Source organism: Robertmurraya beringensis, assembly GCF_042433785.1.
GTDB classification, from domain to species: Bacteria; Bacillota; Bacilli; order Bacillales; family Cytobacillaceae; genus Robertmurraya_A; species Robertmurraya_A beringensis.
The window spans coordinates 1-18,813 of record NZ_JBHLUU010000022.1 but is presented as its reverse complement, the minus strand read 5'-3'; the positions used below and the strand labels follow the sequence as shown (position 1 = coordinate 18,813).

General features: G+C 37.9%; 15 protein-coding genes, 17 tRNA genes and 2 rRNA genes. 6 read left to right on the top strand and 28 right to left on the bottom strand.

All coding sequences use genetic code 11. The features are described 5' to 3' along the window. The first annotated feature begins 244 nt into the window (after positions 1-244). Positions 245-451 (top strand): alpha/beta-type small acid-soluble spore protein, encoded by a 207-nt coding sequence (locus ACFFHF_RS07105; RefSeq protein WP_066058898.1) that lies wholly within the window; start codon positions 245-247, stop codon positions 449-451. 317 nt (positions 452-768) lie between these two features. Here ACFFHF_RS07105 and ACFFHF_RS07100 read toward each other — a convergent pair whose 3' ends face one another. Further along, positions 769-2,781 carry an ABC transporter ATP-binding protein gene (locus ACFFHF_RS07100; RefSeq protein WP_160548174.1) on the bottom strand — a complete coding sequence of 671 codons (2,013 nt, stop codon included), beginning with the start codon at positions 2,779-2,781 and terminating at the stop codon, positions 769-771. Beyond that, positions 2,778-4,535 (bottom strand): ABC transporter ATP-binding protein, encoded by a 1,758-nt coding sequence (locus tag ACFFHF_RS07095; RefSeq protein WP_160548173.1) that lies wholly within the window; start codon positions 4,533-4,535, stop codon positions 2,778-2,780. Before ACFFHF_RS07095 ends, ACFFHF_RS07100 begins: the two co-directional genes overlap by 4 nt. 638 nt (positions 4,536-5,173) lie before the next feature. Between ACFFHF_RS07095 and ACFFHF_RS07090 the strand changes: the two genes are divergently transcribed. After that, a complete protein-coding gene (locus tag ACFFHF_RS07090) occupies positions 5,174-5,494 on the top strand; it encodes a hypothetical protein (RefSeq protein ID WP_160548172.1) in 321 nt (106 codons plus the stop codon). Between the two features lie 86 nt (positions 5,495-5,580). Here ACFFHF_RS07090 and ACFFHF_RS07085 read toward each other — a convergent pair whose 3' ends face one another. Then, positions 5,581-6,042: a helix-turn-helix domain-containing protein gene (locus tag ACFFHF_RS07085; protein ID WP_160548208.1), complete on the bottom strand. Its 462-nt coding sequence runs from the start codon at positions 6,040-6,042 to the stop codon at positions 5,581-5,583. Between the two features lie 260 nt (positions 6,043-6,302). Between ACFFHF_RS07085 and ACFFHF_RS07080 the strand changes: the two genes are divergently transcribed. The 3 genes from ACFFHF_RS07080 to ACFFHF_RS07070 all read left to right on the top strand — a co-directional run bounded on the left by ACFFHF_RS07080 (position 6,303) and on the right by ACFFHF_RS07070 (position 9,485). Next, positions 6,303-7,442, top strand: a complete 1,140-nt coding sequence (locus tag ACFFHF_RS07080) for a histidine kinase N-terminal domain-containing protein (protein ID WP_160548171.1) — start codon at positions 6,303-6,305, stop codon at positions 7,440-7,442. 156 nt (positions 7,443-7,598) lie between these two features. Continuing rightward, positions 7,599-8,057: a MerR family transcriptional regulator gene (locus tag ACFFHF_RS07075; RefSeq protein WP_377057857.1), complete on the top strand. Its 459-nt coding sequence runs from the start codon at positions 7,599-7,601 to the stop codon at positions 8,055-8,057. A gap of 48 nt (positions 8,058-8,105) precedes the next feature. Next, positions 8,106-9,485: a hemolysin family protein gene (locus tag ACFFHF_RS07070; RefSeq protein WP_160548170.1), complete on the top strand. Its 1,380-nt coding sequence runs from the start codon at positions 8,106-8,108 to the stop codon at positions 9,483-9,485. Positions 9,486-9,523: 38 nt separating this feature from the next. Here ACFFHF_RS07070 and ACFFHF_RS07065 read toward each other — a convergent pair whose 3' ends face one another. The 6 genes from ACFFHF_RS07065 to ACFFHF_RS07040 all read right to left on the bottom strand — a co-directional run bounded on the left by ACFFHF_RS07065 (position 9,524) and on the right by ACFFHF_RS07040 (position 15,341). Continuing rightward, the gene (locus tag ACFFHF_RS07065; RefSeq protein WP_377057794.1) at positions 9,524-10,411 is read right to left on the bottom strand and encodes a peptidylprolyl isomerase; all 888 of its coding nucleotides are present in this window, start codon (positions 10,409-10,411) and stop codon (positions 9,524-9,526) included. Positions 10,412-10,540: 129 nt separating this feature from the next. After that, positions 10,541-11,212 carry a PspA/IM30 family protein gene (locus ACFFHF_RS07060; RefSeq protein WP_160548168.1) on the bottom strand — a complete coding sequence of 224 codons (672 nt, stop codon included), beginning with the start codon at positions 11,210-11,212 and terminating at the stop codon, positions 10,541-10,543. 2 nt (positions 11,213-11,214) lie between these two features. Continuing rightward, on the bottom strand, positions 11,215-11,712 hold the full coding sequence (locus tag ACFFHF_RS07055) for a hypothetical protein (RefSeq protein WP_160548167.1): 498 nt from the start codon (positions 11,710-11,712) through the stop codon (positions 11,215-11,217). Positions 11,713-11,803: 91 nt separating this feature from the next. Then, a complete protein-coding gene (locus tag ACFFHF_RS07050; protein WP_377057792.1) occupies positions 11,804-13,078 on the bottom strand; it encodes a S1C family serine protease in 1,275 nt (424 codons plus the stop codon). 162 nt (positions 13,079-13,240) lie between these two features. Further along, positions 13,241-14,647: a sensor histidine kinase gene (locus ACFFHF_RS07045; RefSeq protein WP_377057791.1), complete on the bottom strand. Its 1,407-nt coding sequence runs from the start codon at positions 14,645-14,647 to the stop codon at positions 13,241-13,243. Next, positions 14,637-15,341: a winged helix-turn-helix domain-containing protein gene (locus ACFFHF_RS07040; protein WP_160548164.1), complete on the bottom strand. Its 705-nt coding sequence runs from the start codon at positions 15,339-15,341 to the stop codon at positions 14,637-14,639. Before ACFFHF_RS07040 ends, ACFFHF_RS07045 begins: the two co-directional genes overlap by 11 nt. Positions 15,342-15,600: 259 nt before the next feature. Here ACFFHF_RS07040 and ACFFHF_RS07035 point away from each other — a divergent pair, with 259 nt between their 5' ends. Next, a complete protein-coding gene (locus ACFFHF_RS07035; RefSeq protein ID WP_276131190.1) occupies positions 15,601-15,729 on the top strand; it encodes a hypothetical protein in 129 nt (42 codons plus the stop codon). A 120-nt stretch (positions 15,730-15,849) separates the two neighbouring features. Here the strand turns inward: ACFFHF_RS07035 and ACFFHF_RS07030 are convergent. The 19 genes from ACFFHF_RS07030 to ACFFHF_RS06940 form a co-directional block, all read right to left on the bottom strand. Beyond that, positions 15,850-15,923, bottom strand: a tRNA-Gly gene (locus ACFFHF_RS07030). A gap of 128 nt (positions 15,924-16,051) precedes the next feature. Next, a tRNA-Gln gene (locus ACFFHF_RS07025) sits at positions 16,052-16,123 on the bottom strand. Between the two features lie 19 nt (positions 16,124-16,142). After that, positions 16,143-16,218, bottom strand: a tRNA-His gene (locus ACFFHF_RS07020). A gap of 12 nt (positions 16,219-16,230) precedes the next feature. Then, positions 16,231-16,301, bottom strand: a tRNA-Trp gene (locus tag ACFFHF_RS07015). 11 nt (positions 16,302-16,312) lie between these two features. Then, positions 16,313-16,385, bottom strand: a tRNA-Phe gene (locus ACFFHF_RS07010). A 275-nt stretch (positions 16,386-16,660) separates the two neighbouring features. Next, positions 16,661-16,736, bottom strand: a tRNA-Asp gene (locus ACFFHF_RS07005). 48 nt (positions 16,737-16,784) lie between these two features. Then, a tRNA-Ser gene (locus tag ACFFHF_RS07000) sits at positions 16,785-16,877 on the bottom strand. A 17-nt stretch (positions 16,878-16,894) separates the two neighbouring features. After that, positions 16,895-16,971, bottom strand: a tRNA-Met gene (locus ACFFHF_RS06995). A 97-nt stretch (positions 16,972-17,068) separates the two neighbouring features. After that, positions 17,069-17,141: transfer RNA gene (locus ACFFHF_RS06990), tRNA-Ala, on the bottom strand. Positions 17,142-17,160: 19 nt separating this feature from the next. Beyond that, positions 17,161-17,237 (bottom strand) — tRNA-Arg (locus ACFFHF_RS06985). A gap of 108 nt (positions 17,238-17,345) precedes the next feature. Next, positions 17,346-17,434: transfer RNA gene (locus ACFFHF_RS06980), tRNA-Leu, on the bottom strand. A 12-nt stretch (positions 17,435-17,446) separates the two neighbouring features. After that, positions 17,447-17,521: transfer RNA gene (locus tag ACFFHF_RS06975), tRNA-Gly, on the bottom strand. A gap of 34 nt (positions 17,522-17,555) precedes the next feature. Then, a tRNA-Leu gene (locus tag ACFFHF_RS06970) sits at positions 17,556-17,640 on the bottom strand. A gap of 30 nt (positions 17,641-17,670) precedes the next feature. Next, a tRNA-Lys gene (locus ACFFHF_RS06965) sits at positions 17,671-17,746 on the bottom strand. Positions 17,747-17,754: 8 nt separating this feature from the next. Next, positions 17,755-17,830 (bottom strand) — tRNA-Thr (locus ACFFHF_RS06960). A 72-nt stretch (positions 17,831-17,902) separates the two neighbouring features. After that, a tRNA-Val gene (locus ACFFHF_RS06955) sits at positions 17,903-17,975 on the bottom strand. A gap of 224 nt (positions 17,976-18,199) precedes the next feature. Further along, a tRNA-Glu gene (locus ACFFHF_RS06950) sits at positions 18,200-18,274 on the bottom strand. Positions 18,275-18,282: 8 nt separating this feature from the next. Then, positions 18,283-18,398 (bottom strand): 5S ribosomal RNA (rrf, locus tag ACFFHF_RS06945). 195 nt (positions 18,399-18,593) lie between these two features. Continuing rightward, positions 18,594-18,813: ribosomal RNA gene (locus ACFFHF_RS06940) — 23S ribosomal RNA — on the bottom strand; the annotation flags it as partial.

The following is an 18,813-nucleotide window of genomic DNA, read 5'->3' as shown; positions in this document are numbered from 1 at the left end:
GTTTGAGAAGCATCTAACCTCTTCATGTAAAGTAAAAAGAAATAATGAACAGGAAAACATTACCTGTAGTTTATTTCGAATAGGATCCAAAAAATCATCCATAATATTGATTAAACACAGCGACAACGAGTGGCCAACCACCAAATAACTTTTATAACGGACTATGCTGAAAGCTTGATTTACTAAAATCAATTTGGTTCAATCCAAAATAGTCCACCAAAAAAACTGAAGGAGAGTGTTCAACATGGCAAACAACAATTCTTCAAACCAACTATTAGTACCAGGAGCAGAGCAAGCATTAGAGCAAATGAAGTACGAAATCGCTAGCGAATTTGGTGTAAACCTTGGTGGCGAAACTACTTCACGTGCTAACGGATCTGTAGGTGGAGAAATCACTAAGCGTTTAGTATCTATGGCTCAACAATCTATGAGCGGATCTTTCCAACGCTAATTTAATTAAAGATAGTACAACAATTGAATAAGGTATGGCTTAGCCCTCTTCCATTCCGGAAGAGGGCTTTCATATTATGCCCAAATAAAAAACAGCCTTTCCTAATAAAAGGCCGTTTTTAAGATTCTTTTATGATTGTAAATCCAATAAAGTAACCTAAAACCATAATACTTGCAATAACTAATGTCACTGAAAGCTCTTCCATCTTTAAGTCCCCCTTCGTGCCTATGTTTGCTTTAACATTATCATGAAATAGGGGACCAACTGGACGTAAAATTAGAAAATTGTATGTCTATATTTCGAAAGTTCTTTGAACATTAACCCGCTAAGTTGCTACCTTGTTGAAGCTGATACATTTGATAATACTTTCCTTTTTGTTCAATTAACTCATCATGCGTTCCTTTTTCGACGATACATCCTTTATCTAATACGAGTATTTGATCAGCATTTCGAATGGTCGATAATCTGTGAGCAATAATGAATGTGGTTCTTCCCTTTTTCAATACATCCATCGCCTCTTGAATAATCAATTCCGTCTCTGTATCAATACTTGAAGTTGCTTCATCCAAGATAAGAATGGCCGGATCGAACGCTAATGCTCTTGCAAAAGATATAAGCTGTCTCTGACCACTTGATAACGTGCTACCCTTTTCAATAACCGGCTCATCAAAACCCTTTTCCAAATGCTTGAATACTCTGTCAGCCCCTACATCACGAAGTGCCTGTTCCACCTTTTCTCGAGTAATAGCTGGATTATCAAGACTAACGTTTGAAGCAATCGTACCAGTGAATAGAAAAGGATCCTGTAACACGATTCCCATATGCTGTCGCAGGGTTTGATGGGGAATATTTTTTATATCGGTTCCATCAACTAAAATACTTCCTTTCTGACAATCGTAAAACCTAAAAAGCAAATTGATAATTGAGCTCTTTCCTGAGCCGGTATGTCCGACAAGTGCCACAGTTTCCCCGTGCTCAGCGGAAAAATGAATATCCTTTAAAACAAATTCATTCTCTTTATAACCAAAGGAAACATGATCAAAAGTTACATTCCCCTTATAGCGTTCCATCCGATGATCATTAACATCAATTCCCTCTTCAGTTAATAACTCAAACACACGGTCTGCCGCAACGAGCGCCTGTTCTAGATTGGCTAGCTGATTCACAATCCCTTGAATAGGGTTAAAAAGGCGATTAATATAATCAACAAACGCATACAGCATTCCTAGTGAGACAACTGCACTTGGGTTTAATGCTTCTCCGCCAAAGTACCAAATAAAAGCTACAAATATCACATTCCTGAGCACGTTTACTAAATTATGTGAAGTTAATGAGTTGAGACTGAGAAGTTTGTTTTGAAACTTAAAGTGATCTTCATTTAGTTTTTCAAATTCATTCTGAGTTTGTTTTTCTCGATTAAAGGCTTGAATCACGTTCATGCCTTGAATGGATTCATTAACAATTGCGTTAATATCACTATTTCTTGAACGTATTTTATGATTATACTTTGATGCGTATTTTCGATAAACAAGTGTCCACACAAAGAGAATTGGTAATAGTAATAAACAAATCAACGCTAGCTTTACATTCAGAATGAACAATGCAATATAAATTCCCGTAATGTAAATCGCGCTGGTAAAAAAGGTTGATAGTACAGTAACATATAATTCTCGAATCGCTTCTGTATCGTTTGTTATCCTAGCAACAACCTTACCGGCAGGTAAATTATCAAAGTATCGAATAGGGAGTTTTTGAATCTGTCCAAATACATCCTCACGCATTTTTTGAATGACACGGTTTGCAGACATCTGCAAATAATAACGCTGTCCGTATTCAAAGATTGCTGCAATAACGATCAGCCCGAAGTATAGTGATAATAAACCAATAATTCTTGAGGTTTCCGGTTGATAAAATGCAACTAGCTCCTCCGTTGTAAGCTTTGTTCCTTCAAAGGTCTTAATCTTGTCTCCCTTTGTAATGGTTAGTACACCATTATTAAAGCTTCTTTCCCCGTCAAAGGGAGTCGCCTCCTCCACAAAGACGAATGAACGATTCACTTGTAGAATGGTTGCTTCTTCTACCTTCACCTCATCGTCCTCAGTATATTTCTCACGTTTATAATAATTCCCTTTGTATTCAACTGAATCCTTCGTTCCATTTGTTTGATACCAAGTCGACTCAATTCCTAATATGTGTTGATCAATCATTCTCTTGGCAATGAATGGTCCTGCAAGGTCAGCGGTAACTGCGACTGAAAGCATCAAAAGTGCGGCGATAATGATTTTTTTATAATACAAAGCGTATTGTACGAGGCGTTTACCGGTCGTCATACACTCACCTCCACATCAGATGAGGTTTGAACCTGCTGTCTATCATATTGCTCTTGATACCAGCCGTTCTGTTTCATCAATTCTTCATGGGTTCCTTCCTCAACAATCAACCCTTCATCCAACACGAGAATACGATCCGCGTGCTGAACGGCAGACATTCGATGAGTCGTTATTATTGTTGTCTTTCCGCTTCGTTCACTCCGTATATTTTCGATGATTTTCTTTTCTGTTTTGGCATCAACGGCTGAAAGCGAATCATCTAAAATTAGAATTTCAGGATTTTTAATTAATGCTCTAGCGATCGAAATTCTTTGTTTTTGTCCCCCAGATAAAGCAACACCTTTTTCCCCAACAAGTGTTTCTAGACCTTCAGGAAGCATCTCAATATCCTTCTGGAAGTCCGCTAATTCAATGGCTTTTGCCAAATCGATATCGGTCGCGTCCATTCGTCCAAAAAGAATATTTTCTTTTACTGTCTTTGAAAACAAGACATGATCTTGTGGAACATACCCAATCCATCCTCTAGTTGTCTCTAACGTATGCTCATTTAACTCTACATTAGAAATCGTTAACGCTCCTACCCCTAATGGATATTCTCTTAATAACTGCTTAATAAAGGTTGTTTTTCCACTTCCCGTTTTCCCAACAATCCCTAACGTCTCTCCTTGCTTTAAATCTACGTTGATTTTACTAAGATTATCTACACTAGAGGATGGATAACGAAAAGAAAATTCCTTGAATGTAATCTGCTCAGGATGATTACCCGATTTTGGATTCAATGGATCCGATACATCAGGCTCGTAGGATAAAGTTTCTTGTACTCGGTCTAGTGAAGCATTTCCTCTTTGCATAATATTGATAAGCTCCCCAATGGCAAACATCGGCCAAACAAGCATACCTAAATACACATTGAACGAAACGAGTTCCCCTAACGTGAGTCGATTATGGAACACTAAGTATGAACCAAAACCTAATCCAATAACATAACTTAGTCCAACCAAAACCTTGATCGTCGGATTAAACAAAGAATCAATTTTTGCAACAGCCACATTCTTTTTATAAACATCCTCAGTCATATCGTGAAATCGTTCTTGATCTTCACGTTCTTGTACATAAGCGCGAATCACTCTTACTCCTGAAACCGATTCGAGAACACGGTCATTAAGTTCACCAAATGCATCTTGTGCTGACATAAACTTTTTATGAATGGTATTGCCATAGTAATTGATGAGAACAGCCATAATTGGCAACGGTAGTACTGCTACAAGAGTAAGTTCCCAACTAATAAAGATCGTCATCATCGCAACGATGGTAAGCATAAAGGCTGTAGAATCTACTAGTGTTAAAATACCAAAACCAGCAGTGGTTGAAATTGCCTTTAGATCATTTGTTGCACGCGCCATTAAATCTCCCGTTCGATTTTTTTCAAAAAACGTTGGTGTCATTTTAAAAAGATGTCTCATAAATTGTGAGCGCAGTTTTCTTTCAATCAGAAAAGCCCCACCAAACAGCTGATACATCCAAATATATGTGACCCCATAAGAAACAACTGTAAGAATGAAAAATGCTAATAAATACTGCACTATTCTTTCCTGACTTATTACTCCCATGTGAATATCATCAATAACCATTCCAACAAGCTTTGGTGGAATAACATCAACAAATCCTATAAAAACAAGAAGCGTTATCGCAACAGTATAACGTTTCCAATTTTCTTTAAAGAACCAACTTAATTTTCTTAATATAGAGAACATCTTTTGAGTCTCCTCTCTTTTCTTTCCATCATATTTAACTAACCACTCTCAAGCTCCACGGGTGATACCAATAATCTTTCTACACGTAATGTTTGCATTGTTTCTCCTCCTAGAATCTTTTTATAGTAATGGGTTATTCCCAATGCTACCTCTTTTACAAGACAAAAAAGACATACCGCATCCTATGCGATATGTCCAAAGGCGACAAAAAAGCACAAGCTACTCATACGCAACCTGTGCTGTTCATTAAAAAGTAAACAGTGCTCATTTAAGGACAGAATAAAAAATGGTTACGCTCCCATATTTAGTTGAGTGAATGTGAAAATCTCTAACTCTCATGATCGTAACCTCCTATCCTTTCAATATTTTCCATATTTTTTACATTATCATTAAAACCCTCTAAAGTCAATTGAATTTTCTCAATATTGGTATGCTTCTAAGAAACAGGCAAAGGCTTGGATTGTGCCTGGAGATTACGACTGTATTTCGGAAGAGCGATAGTATAAAATACTCCAACTAACATCCCTTCTCTAGACGGAAGAGATTGAATTCTCAGTAAATTCCCTAACAAACATGTTTCATTATGGGGAAGAAGGGGTAATCATTTATTAAAATAACTGGATAAAGGAGTGCTGTCCATGAATGAAACATCGTCTGTAACGATTCGTTACACTCATCGAATAATGATGAAAGAGATAATGGAATTATACACATTAATAAAGAAATTCAATGGCCTGGTTACTTTTTATCATAATCATCACTCCGTTTCAGGCTTACACATAACAAAGCTAGTGACATTCTTTTTAACAGTAAAAAGGGGAAGTAAGTTGCTAGTAATTGTGGATGGAAAAAGGAATCATTTATTTCTAAATAAGATCAAATCTATTTTTGAAAATGACCATTCGCTCAATCATGTCTCCAAATCCATTTCATTTCAACACCCGCTACAACTCAAATGACGAAAGTGGCTACTAACTTCATTCCAAAAATCTCATGAAAAAAAGCTACTATGTATCCCTTAATGGACACCCGGTAGCTTTTGTTCTTAATCCTTTATTTCATTCACAAGCTCTTCAAAACGTTCTCTGGATGCATGTTCTTCGAAACTGCTAAAAATTCGAAAGTACTCATCATCAAGAATGCGATAGTGTTGACTTAAGACATTCTGCTGTAGAATAATCCCCTTTTTTCTTTCAATTTCACGCCACCATAGCTTACCACCCAATGTTTTTTCTTTTCGGTAATCAATCCCATCTCTCGCCACAGTCTCAAGCACTTCTAATGGGTCACTCCCAAATAAATACTGAATGGTTTCTGTTTCACGAAATAGAGCACATATGGTAACAACAGTCTGCCAGTTTGCATCCATCCTACCTTTTTCAATTTGTACGAGCGTCTTTTTCGAAAGACCGATGACTTCACCCATTTTATCCTGTGTGTAACCTGCTTCCGTCCGGATTAATCTCATTTTCTCCGATACCTTCGATATTATCTCGTCTCTAGTCAAATCCATTCAGTCCTTTAAAATGAATTGGTGTAATTTTACACATCCTCTTTTTATTATAAAGCAATAATGGAAAATATTCCATAAAAATACTGCTATCCAATAATGACTACGTTTATCTGGGTATTTTTTACAATTAATAAGACTTACGTATGATTTCTCTCTTTCTCCTTTTTCGAAAGAGGATTCCACCTAAAATCCGCGAATATATCCATATTAACTAAATAAAGAGAGAGAAAGAATATAAGGGTGAGTGACAATCCATGCTGCAAGCAACCAGGGAGAAATTAATTGATTATCTCTCCAAATCAAAGAATTTATTAATCTCTTTATGGGAAAAAGAAATCCTGATCTCAACAGAAGATCCATATAAAATTGAAGTTAATACAAATGATCTTTCTTTATTTCAAATGATTCTAGATGGACTTGATAGAGAAGGTCTTGGTTTTGAAATGTTTATTGAGGAATTTTCGTTAAAAATGGCTGAACAACGAGTAAATGATTCTATCAACATTGGGACATTTGTTTATAATGTCAACATCGGCCGGTCGATTATCTATCACCATTTACTTGAAAGTGATTTTACTAAAGAAGAAATTCAAGAATCCATAAAGATCATTGATTCATTCTTCGATAAGTTTCTGCTGTACTCTGTTTCTTACTTTACAGAAGAGAAAAATAAAATAATTGAAGAAAAGACGCAATTTATCGATTCTACACATAAGGATAGGTTAACACTACTTGGACAAATGACCTCAAGTTTTATTCATGAATTCAGAAACCCCTTAACTTCGGTTCAAGGTTTTATTCAATTATTAAAAGCCGAAGACCCATCAATTAAATACTTAGATATTATTTCAAGTGAATTAGAACAGTTAAACTTCCGTATTTCTCAATTCTTACTTCTCTCGAAGAAAGAACTCATTGGTAAAGAAAAAAGTTCATTTTCATTAAATGAACTTTTTGATGAAGTACTCATATTCTTATATCCAAGCATACTCGACTCAAAAGTAAAGGTTATCAGAGAAACTTTTGACCATGTTCATTTATTCGGATATGTGGATGAAATTAGACAGGTTCTAATCAATATTATATTTAATGCAATTGATGTGTTAACACAATACCGTGAAGACCCAACAATCGAGATCATTAGTTCTCTTTCACACAATAAGCATGTTGTTATTGAAATCTCAAATAACGGACCGATGATTCCAGACCAAATGTTAAAATCCATTTTCGAGCCATTTGTTACTACTAAAACACTCGGAACTGGCCTTGGACTTTTCGTATGTAGAGAAATCATTGAAAAACATAAAGGTCGTCTAATATGTGAATCAAGTAAAGAAAAAACCATTTTTAGAATGACCATGCCTATACCATCACATACCAAAGCCTCTGAGTAAAGAGGTTTTTTTTCATTTTTCTAACAATTCATCTTTATACCTTCATATTACACTAAATTCATCATAAAATATGGATAATACCAATTTTTATCTAACCGTAACGTTTGACTGTACAGTTTTTCCTTTCGTATAATTATAATTATTTAATATTGAAGAATTCATAAGCAGAGGTGGTACAATGGGGCATTTTACCGAATTGGAGAGCTAGCTTCAATTGCAAAAGTTTCAAGAAGAACGATTGACTATTACACAAACTTAGGGTTACTGCACGCTGATCGTTCAAAGGGGAATTACAGACTTTACAATGATGAAGCTCTAGAAGCACTACAATTCATTGAAGCATGTAAAGAAATGCACATCCCTTTAGAAGAGATTAAGAGAAAACTAGAAATGAAAAAGCAAAAAGAAGTGAAACAGGTAGAAATGGAAAAGCATATTCACTCCATTGGTCAACAAATGAAGCAGCTACAGCACGATATTTCTGTACTCATCCCATTAATTGAAAATCTAGATGGTCAGCAAACGAAAGTGCTCTCAGAAGAGTTAACAGTGGAGAGCGAATGGCTGATGAAGTTTTTACCCGAGTTTCAAAGGTTAGTAAAATTTTCGAATTAACTGGGAGGTGACTCCTTACTCGTTTATAAAGCGAGATAAGGAAACTTATTGGACATATTAAACTTGGTTTTAATAGCCATTTTAATTGCTTTGACGGCATTTTTTGTGGTTTCGGAATATGCTATTGTAAAGGTACGAGACTCACGACTCGACCAACTCATTGAGGAAGGAAAAAGAGGTGCTATTTCTGCCAAAAGGGTTAATGCTAATCTAGACAATTATTTGTCTGCTTGCCAACTTGGTATCACAATGACAACACTAGGTCTAGGTTGGTTAGCCATTGAACCGATTGAAATCGTATTGCGACCTATTTTCCAGCAAATGAACGGAACAGAGGCAATCGTATCTTTCCTTTCTTTCGGAATAGGGTTCTTAGCAATTACATTCCTTCATGTGCTATTTGGAAAAATAGCTCCAAAAACGATGGCACTGCAAAAAGCAGAGAAAATGACGCTATTTACTGCGCGTCCACTGATCTGGTTTTACCGGCTAATGTTCCCTTTTATATTTGTACTGAATGGTACAACGAAAATATTAACAAAAATATTTGGGCTAAAACCTGCTTCCATAAATGACTTAGCACATTCTGAAGAAGAGCTGCGATTAATACTTTCTGAGAGCTATAAAAGTGGTGAGATAAACCAATCAGAGTTTAAATATGTAAACAAAATATTTGAATTCGATAACCGAATTGCCAAGGAAATTATGGTTCCTAGACGTGAAATCATTACCCTATCAAAGGACAATACGTTAGAGGAATTTCTTCAAGTTGTTAATGAAGAAAAGTTTACTCGTTACCCTATCATAGATGGTGACAAGGACCATATTATAGGAATGGTAAATATAAAAGAAATCATGACAGAGCTGATCCAAAACCGAACACTCTTAACGAAGACACTTGAAATTTATACAAGACCTATTATCCGCGTTATAGATACGGTTCCTATTCATGACTTGTTAGTTAAAATGCAAAAGGAACGGATCCATTTGGCCATTCTTATGGATGAATATGGCGGTACTTCTGGTCTCGTTACCGTGGAAGACATAATAGAAGAAATTGTTGGTGAAATTCGTGATGAGTTTGATATGGATGAAATTCCAATGATACGAAAGCTTCAGGAAGATCACTATATTATTGATGCAAAAATGCTTGTAAGCGAAGTAAATGATCTATTAGGATTAAATATTGATGATGAAGATGTGGATACAATTGGTGGTTGGATCTTAACTGAGAATTATGAGGCAAGAGAAGGCGACGAAATAACACTTGAACACTACACCTTCAAAATTATTGAAATGGAAGAACATCATATGAAATATGTAGAGGTTTCAAAGAATGTCACAAAGCATTCTTTAATTGATACCCCACTACCAGCTGTCCCAAACACATCAGAAGAAATGATTTCTAAGCAATCAGTTAGTTTCTAATATGAAGAACCCTCGATTTTCTCAAATCGAGGGTTTTTTTATGCTTCTAGATAGTTAGTAATTTCATACTCTTCTTTTAGCTCTTCTAACCATACAGTATATTCTGTTGACATCTTATCATTCATTAAAGTGTCTGAGATCTCTTCCTTACTATCTTCGAAATTTGCTTCCTTCGCTTCCTGATGATCCACCACTTTAATGATATGGTAACCATAGTCGGTTTTTACAGGAGCACTAATCTCATCCACACCGAGTGCAAATGCAACCTCTTCAAACTCCGCTACCATATCACCACTACTAAAGTAACCTAAATCCCCACCAGATTCTGCTGTAGTTGTATCTGTAGAATATTCTTTTGCCAATTCGCTAAAGTCTTCCCCAGCATCTAGCTTACTCTTGACTTCGTTAGCAGTTGCTTCGTCAGCTACTAAAATATGGCTTGCTTGTACTTGTTCAGCTGTAGCAAAAGTATCTTTATTTTCATCAAAATACGTTTGTAACTCTTCATCTGTAATTTCAATTCTTGGCTCAAGCAATTTTTCTGTTTTAATATAACTGATAATATCGTCTCGTACATCGTCCATTGTTGATCCACTTGCTACAACTGCCTCTTCAAGAGCAGTTTCACCGCCATATGATTCAGCCAATGTAGCAAGTTCCTCGTCAACTTCTTCATCAGAAACCGTAATCTTTTGTTTATCCGCTTCAAGCTCTATTAATTTGTTTGTAATTAACACATCAAGTGCATCTGCTCCATACTGATCTAACAATGTCTGTTGTAGTTCATCTTCTGAAATGGACGCATCTCCTACTTTTGCTATTACACTGTCTTTTGTTGATAAGAGAATACCAGCGATAATAGCTAGTCCAATTAGTGCTGTTACTATTGTTATGACTAATTTCTTCCTAAGTAATTTTTCCTTCATAATGTGATTGTCCTCTCCTTTGTTTTCTCTTCCTCTATACTAACCTGTAAATGTGACAAAACTATTAACAAGCAATGAAAGAGATATGAAAAAGAAAAAGAGACGATTCACTCGTCTCCGTCTCCCATATTATACCGTTTCTAGTCTTGAAGATTTTAGCTTTTCCAATTCCTTCTCTACATCTTCATGTGAATATGTTTCAAGAACACTCTCAATTCTTCCCGCATTCGCTTTTGTGAAATATTGATTTGCTTGTGACTTTGCTTCAAGTTTTAGTATCTCTTCCTCTACTCTTATGAACCCCTTGACGGCTCGGTCCGGATTAATGGAAGCAAGGACTTGAGAGATATCGTTTGATACCTTTGCCGCTGTCATTCTAGAAACGAGCAGAAGTTTTCGATCCTGTAATTCGTCGTATTTTTCTTTAAGTTTATCGAGTTCGTCGTACAATAAATTCGTTTGATTTTTAATGGTATGGTACTGTCCTTCATACAATCTTAATTTTTTCTCTTGCTGAAGCTTGTCCTCTATCGCTAGTCTAGCAATCTGATCTTCGCCTCTTTCAACGGCTAACTCTGCTTGCCTTGCTCTTTTTTGGACTCTATCTATCGTTGATTCGATGACTGCTTCAAACTTCTTTTCAATATACAGCTGCTGAGCGAGAGCCTTTTGTGCCTTTCCTATCTCTCCCTCAAGCTCCCTTAAATATTGCTTGAGCATACTAATTGGATCCTCTAATTTATCCAATGCGTCATTAAAATCTGCTGTTGCGATGTCTTTTATTCGTTTGAAAATCCCCATTTTTACTTTTCCTCCCTACGTACTTTGTTTTCCCACTCATCAAGGTAATCTCTATTTGTATAGGACGGTACCACTAGCTCTTCTCCCGTCATTAATTCCTGAACATTTGTGTCTTTCTTTACTGCACCCTTATAAAGTAAGTACCCTAATAATATTAGAAGTGGAATGGCTAGAATAGTAGGTAATAAAGCTAGTATTCCTAGTGCAAGTAAGATTCCACCAATCAGCTTCATTCCATTGCTCTTTCCACGGACCCACAGCATCCAACCAGCTATCACTAAGCCCGCCTTTGCCAATACACCCAGTAAGAATGGTACTACGAAGTAGGAGTGGCTCACCATCATACCTCTTTCATGAAAACCATGAACGCCTCCACCTTTCATTCCATGAAATCCCTGAGCTTGAACAGTCATGGTAGGTATACTAAACATATTAACTATAACAATCGCTAGAACGACGATCGGCGCTACAATCATCGTCCATTTTACCGCCTTGTTCAAATGAATTCACCTCCCTTCAAGTAAGATTGCATACGCAGTTTCTTTAATATCTTGTTTTTATCGTTCATATCTAATTCCTCCATAGATTTGATTAACTTGTCGCTTGCTGACCTGTTAAAGTCATCGTGACCGTTTTTTCTTGTCCTTTGCTATAGACCTTTAAAGTTATTTCATCTCCCACAGATAAGTCATTGTATAAATATTTACGTAAATCATTTGAATTGGTTACCTTCACATCATCGATAGTAACGATAACATCACCTACTGCTAGACCCGCTTTTGCAGCAGCTGAGCTAGAATCGATTTGCATCACCATAGCACCTTCTGTTACTGTTTCTGGCACTTCCTGAAGATACATTTGCGGAAGTTCCTCTAGGCCTGCTAAGCTAACACCCATATATGGACGTGAAATTTGTCCTGATTCAATGAGTTGATTTACGATTGGTACGACGTCATTACTTGGAATCGCGAATCCTAATCCCTCAACTCCATCCTCTGAGATCTTAAGTGAGTTAATTCCGATCACCTGCCCACTTGAATTTAGTAAAGCACCACCACTATTTCCAGGATTAATGGCTGCATCCGTCTGGATAACATTCAGCTCCCATTCTCCTGCAGAAGTCGTAACATCAATCGTCCGATCCGTTGCACTTACAATCCCTTGAGTTACCGTACGTGAAAATTCAAGACCGAGTGGATTTCCAATGGCAAGTACCTCTTCTCCAGCACGCAATGTGGATGAATCTCCGAAATCAAGTGTGCCTTCAACATCTTTGGAATCAATTTTTAATACAGCTAAATCAGTTAGAGCATCTGCTCCAATAAGTTGTGCACTAGCTTTCTCTCCGTTATAGAGTGAAACCTCAATTTCACTTGCCCCTTCGATTACATGATTGTTTGTAACAATATAAGCCTCATTACCTGTTACTTTAAAAATGACACCTGATCCTGATCCAGCCTCAACAGCTGATGTGTCAGTAGAATAACGACTAGTTTGCTCTTGTAAGTTGACAATCCCTACAATCGCTTTTGAGGATGCCTCAACCATATCTGCAACCGCAATATCATTAGAATCTTTAGTAGTAGTTGCAGCTGTTGTCACTACAGCTGCTGCCTCATTATTTTCATTTGAGCTAGAAATAGCGGAATTTTGCTCTCCAGTCACTCCACTGATCTTTTCAGAGAGGTTTTGTAAAGTGTCAATATTAGGAATCGCTACAATGGTAAGCATAGAGCCAACAACCCCAGCGGTTACCATTGATAAAAAGCTTTGTACCTTCCTTCCTTTCTTTTTCTTCTTAACAGGTTCTGTATGATATTCTTGCGAAGTTTCTAATTGTGATGGATATTGATTAAAATCACTCATTCTAAGCTCCTCCTTTATGTCTTGCTTCATATTTACATCATAGACCCCATTTATGAACAAATAATTAACAAACCTTTAATAGAGTTAGAAATAATAGGGAAAGATTTTGATTATTTAGCCAAAAAAAAATAAGCCGCTCATGCGGCTTATTTCTTGCTAGGATCATTCAGAAGGAAAACGAATCGTAAATATTGTTCCTTTTCCTTTTTCACTTGTAACTTCAATTTTTCCATTGTGAAGCTGTACGAGCTGTTTGACAATGGACAAGCCTAACCCGAACTCACCAAATGGATTTGATGTACGCGAGATTTCAGCTTTATAAAAACGATGCCATATTTTTTCAATCTCCATCGGATCAATTCCAATTCCTGTATCTTGTATTTCAATGATCGTTTCCCTTATTCCATTCTTCCCTCGCAAATAGATACTTCCATTTGAAGTAAATTGAATGCTATTTTTGGTGATATTTATGAGAATTTGTATAAGACGGTCATAATCCGCAAAAATGGATGTACCCTCTTCTACCTCTATTTGGATAGAGTTCCCTTTTTCTTCCGCTTGCAGAGATAATTGTTCCTGAATAATTTCAAATAACTCATCCAATGGAATCTCTTCTTTAGTAAGCTTGATCTGATTTGATCGGATTTTATCATAATCTAGATTTTCATTGACCAGGCGAATAAGGCGCTTGGTCTCTTTGCTAACTAGTTGAATTCCTTTTTCTTTTTCTTCTTCAGCAATCATATTATTTTTTAGCCCTTCAATTACTCCGCTGATCGTTGTAAGCGGTGTTCGAAGCTCATGCGATACATCTGACATAAAATTACGACGGCGGTTTTCCAAGCTTTCAATTTCTTCCTTCGAGGCATTTAATCGCATCACCATTGAATTAAAGTCCTCGGCAAGTTCCCCAATTTCGTCAAATGTTGAAGAAGGTAGCTTTACTGTGTAATTTCCTGCAGCAACGGAAGATGTTGCCGCTTGAATTCGTTTAATTCGATGAACATGTATTCTTGATAAAATTAAGCTTAGTAAAACAGCAACCACTAAAGCGATCAGAACGGTATAAAATAAATATTGGTTAATTTGACTGATCATTTCCCTTGAACCGCTAATTGGTGCAGTAAGCAAGATTCCTCCTGCTAATTGTCCATTTACTATATAAGGAATAGCAACAAGCGTTACTTCCTGATTCGAGCGTTTCGTCCTATTTTTAACAATTAGAGTCTCTCCGCTCGAAATTTGTTCAAGTACTTCATCCACTAACCTTAAATCTCCCCCGTGCTTATCGGCAGGAAATATAACTGATCGTTTCTCATCAAAGATAGAGAAGCTAATATTCCGTCCACCTAATACGGTCATATATTCATTTACAATTCGGTCGGAGGAAAGATTCCCCTCTGTAATGTCACGCAAGATATTTTCACCGTATGATTCAAGTTCATCCACCTTATTTTTATACACCAGCCCCTCTACGTAATGAGAGAACACTAAGCTTAATATTAAAAAAGCAACTACTAGCACACTTATGTGACTTATAAGCTGTTGGTACAAATATTTAATTTTCATTTCCCTGCACCACTTCATCGAACTTGTAGCCTACCCCCCAAACCGTATGGAAGAATGGCTGTGAATCGGTTCCTATCTTTTTTCTTAATCTTTTAATATGAACATCTACTGTTCGCTCATCGCCATAAAATTGGTAGCCCCAAACTCTTTCTAGAAGCTGTTCCCTTGTAAAGACCTGCTTTGGATGCTGTGCGAAGTAGTAAAGAAGTTCGAATTCCTTTGGTGTTAAATTTAACACTTGCTGATCATCTAAAAATACTTCTCTTGTATCTTTACTGATTTTAAAATGTTTTGTTTGTAGCATCCCTTTATCGACTTTTACTAGATCATTACTTTGCATCCGACGACTAATGGCCTTAATTCTTGCCATTAAAGCAAGTGGACTGAAAGGTTTCGTTACATAATCATCCGCTCCCATTTCAAGCCCGAGCACTTGGTCTGATTCTGTATCCTTTGCTGTTAACATAATGATAGGAACCGAATAGCCCTCTTCTCGGATTTTTCGGCATATCATAACACCATCCATACTCGGAAGCATCCAGTCAATAATAACCAAGTCCCATTCACCTGATTTAAATGTGTTAAGGCCTTCTAAACCATCATGGATATATGTTCCTTTAATTCCCTCTTTAGAAAAAAACATATCAATCATTGAGCATACACTCTCATTATCTTCTATTACTAAAACGTTCATTTATTTCAACTCCCCCTACATCTCTCGACCTTATTTAAATGTATTTATAACTTTTTTTCAACTAAAAATGAGATTCTTCCTAATTTGTTAATAGCTAAGTAATAGTTTGGTCATATTTTATTCATAACATGATAAGGGAAACAAATTAATAATTTCTTTATTCTTACCCCCATAAAGAAGAACGTCGCATCGAAAAGTTTAGTAGACCAGGAAATAGGGTATGTTTAATAACGTACATACACGAGAGGAGAAAATAACTATGCGATTAATTAAAGCTGATATCGATGAATTGTTAGAATCCACTCGAGACCTTACTGAAGATGAGGGATTCTCATTCATCACAACAATTGAAATTGATCATTTACTTGAAAATACACAAGATTGGTAAAAGGATAGATGCTATGCATCTATCCTTTCTTTATGAGAATAACATCTAAAAAAATAAAAAACACTAGGACTGCTTCATTGGAAACAACTCTAGTGTTGGAAACAAGGTTATATGTATTTATGGAGCGGGTGATGAGAATCGAACTCACGACATCAGCTTGGAAGGCTGAGGTTTTACCATTAAACTACACCCGCATATTATATTGTCCAGCTGCGCCTCCTTGGTCCTCGAGGTCGCTTCGGTGCCCCTTTGAAGTCTTATGACTTCCGCAGGTGCCCCTCCAGCGCTTGTCGGACCAAAACAGTCGGCTCCGCTTTTCGTACTGGGCTAGCTGGATTCGAACCAACGCATGACGGAGTCAAAGTCCGTTGCCTTACCGCTTGGCTATAGCCCAAAGAAGAAATTGTAAATATTGGGGCGACTGATGGGAATCGAACCCACGAATGTCGGAACCACAATCCGATGCGTTAACCACTTCGCCACAACCGCCATGTGATTTGACAGGGGTAGTAGGAATTGAACCCACACCAAAGGTTTTGGAGACCTTCGTTCTACCTTTAAACTATACCCCTTCAAAAAAAGATGGCTCAGGACGGAATCGAACCGCCGACACAAGGATTTTCAGTCCTTTGCTCTACCGACTGAGCTACTGAGCCATGATTATTAATAATTACCCTAGATAAAATCTTATTTCGTCCTTCGTCCCGATTTTCAATCGGTACGCTGGATGTTAATTCCTTGAAGCTTACTCATCGTGCTCTACCGACTGAGCTACTGAGCCATGATTATTAATAATTACCCTAGATAAAATCTTATTTCGTCCTTCGTCCCGATCTTCAATCGGTACGCTGGATGTTTTTTCTTTGTAGCTTATTCATCGTGCTCTACCGACTGAGCTACTGAGCCATAATACTATTCAATTATGTATAGATGGCGGTCCCGACCGGGATCGAACCGGCGATCTCCTGCGTGACAGGCAGGCATGTTAACCGCTACACCACGGGACCAGAGTTTTTTTCAAGTGTCTTACTTGAAAAATAAATATTATTTAAAGATGGAGGAGGTAGAGGGATTCGAACCCCCGCGCGGTTTGACCCGCCTGTCGGTTTTCAAGACCGATCCCTTCAGCCAGACTTGGGTATACCTCCAAAAGTATAAGTTATTATGGTAGCGGCGGAGGGGATCGAACCCCCGACCTCACGGGTATGAACCGTACGCTCTAGCCAGCTGAGCTACACCGCCAAAGTTAATTTAATGAAGATTTTATTCACTGCACTTTCGTTCCGTGAATTATTGAAGATTATTTTCACTGCACTTTCGTTCCGTGAAAAAATCTAAGTGGAGCCTAGCGGGATCGAACCGCTGACCTCCTGCGTGCAAGGCAGGCGCTCTCCCAGCTGAGCTAAGGCCCCAAACAAATATTAATAGAAATGGCGCGCCCGAAAGGAGTCGAACCCATAACCTTCTGATCCGTAGTCAGACGCTCTATCCAATTGAGCTACGGGCGCATATAAGAAATTTACTTCATAATTTATTGAATCCTATTTTGCTTTGCAATTTATCGTTGGATATTTTACTTCGTATTAACGAAAGCTATTTTACTTCGTAAAAAGCATTGGTGCCGAGGACCGGAATCGAACCGGTACGGTAGTCACCTACCGCAGGATTTTAAGTCCTGTGCGTCTGCCAGTTCCGCCACCCCGGCAAAAGAAGTTCTTGGAGCGGAAGACGGGATTCGAACCCGCGACCCCAACCTTGGCAAGGTTGTATTCTACCACTGAACTACTTCCGCATATGGAAAGTTTATAGGCTATAAAAAAAAACATTGGTGCGGGTGAAGGGAGTCGAACCCCCACGCCTTGCGGCGCTAGATCCTAAGTCTAGTGCGTCTGCCAATTCCGCCACACCCGCATAATGAAAGAAAGTTATAGTAAAAAACTTTGGTGAGCCATGAAGGACTCGAACCTTCGACCCTCTGATTAAAAGTCAGATGCTCTACCGACTGAGCTAATGGCTCGGTATAAGTGGTGCCGGTGAGAGGACTTGAACCCCCAACCTACTGATTACAAGTCAGTTGCTCTACCAATTGAGCTACGCCGGCATAGTTTAATTTTTTTTCATCTCGTGATTGTATTAAGGAAGACTATTTTTCACTTCGTGAAAAAATTCTTAATGGAGGATGACGGGATCGAACCGCCGACCCCCTGCTTGTAAGGCAGGTGCTCTCCCAGCTGAGCTAATCCTCCGAAATGGAATGTTATTTTCACTTCGTAAAAAAACTTGGTTATTTTCACTTCGTAAAAAAACTTGGTTATTTTCACTTCGTAAAAAAACTTGGTTATTTTCACTTCGTAAAAAAACTTGGTTATTTTCACTTCGTAAAAAAACTTGGTTATTTTCACTTCGTAAAAAAACTTGGTTATTTTCACTTCGTAAAAAAACTTGGTTATTTTCACTTCGTAAAAAAACTTGGTGACCCCTACGGGATTCGAACCCGTGTTACCGCCGTGAAAGGGCGGTGTCTTAACCGCTTGACCAAGGGGCCATTTTTAAACCTAGCGACGTCCTACTCTGACAGAGGGAAACCCTCAACTACCATCGGCGCTGAAAAGCTTAACTTCCGTGTTCGGTATGGGAACGGGTGTGACCTTTTCGCTATCGCCACTAGATTATATGATTGAAGAAAATCATTCCTTCAAAACTAGATAATGAATGAAGAAGGAGAAATACAGAGGGTTCACCAAGCGGAATCGAGCTCCAACGGCTAGGGACTCGGGGTCATAAGCCAAAGCCTTCCAGAGGTCAGGACCTCTTTCAGTCTTCATCTTATGCCTGTCGTCCCTGACCAAGCCGTTTCCGCATCTTAGATTAAGTCCTCAACCGATTAGTATCAGTCAGCTCCACACGTCACCGCGCTTCCACCTCTGACCTATCAACCTGATCATCTTTCAGGGGTTTTACTAGCTTGCGCTATGGGAAATCTCATCTTGAGGGGGGCTTCATGCTTAGATGCTTTCAGCACTTATCCCTTCCGCACATAGCTACCCAGCGATGCCTTTGGCAAGACAACTGGTACACCAGCGG

Coding starts and splice junctions, on each gene's coding strand:
- ACFFHF_RS07105 (WP_066058898.1), top strand. CDS start 245: ATGGCAAACAACAATTCTTCAAACCAACTATTAGTACCAGGAGCAGAG.
- ACFFHF_RS07100 (WP_160548174.1), bottom strand. CDS start 2,781: ATGACGACCGGTAAACGCCTCGTACAATACGCTTTGTATTATAAAAAA.
- ACFFHF_RS07095 (WP_160548173.1), bottom strand. CDS start 4,535: ATGTTCTCTATATTAAGAAAATTAAGTTGGTTCTTTAAAGAAAATTGG.
- ACFFHF_RS07090 (WP_160548172.1), top strand. CDS start 5,174: ATGAATGAAACATCGTCTGTAACGATTCGTTACACTCATCGAATAATG.
- ACFFHF_RS07080 (WP_160548171.1), top strand. CDS start 6,303: ATGCTGCAAGCAACCAGGGAGAAATTAATTGATTATCTCTCCAAATCA.
- ACFFHF_RS07065 (WP_377057794.1), bottom strand. CDS start 10,411: ATGAAGGAAAAATTACTTAGGAAGAAATTAGTCATAACAATAGTAACA.
- ACFFHF_RS07060 (WP_160548168.1), bottom strand. CDS start 11,212: ATGGGGATTTTCAAACGAATAAAAGACATCGCAACAGCAGATTTTAAT.
- ACFFHF_RS07050 (WP_377057792.1), bottom strand. CDS start 13,078: ATGAGTGATTTTAATCAATATCCATCACAATTAGAAACTTCGCAAGAA.
- ACFFHF_RS07045 (WP_377057791.1), bottom strand. CDS start 14,647: ATGAAAATTAAATATTTGTACCAACAGCTTATAAGTCACATAAGTGTG.
- ACFFHF_RS07040 (WP_160548164.1), bottom strand. CDS start 15,341: ATGAACGTTTTAGTAATAGAAGATAATGAGAGTGTATGCTCAATGATT.
- ACFFHF_RS07035 (WP_276131190.1), top strand. CDS start 15,601: ATGCGATTAATTAAAGCTGATATCGATGAATTGTTAGAATCCACTCGA.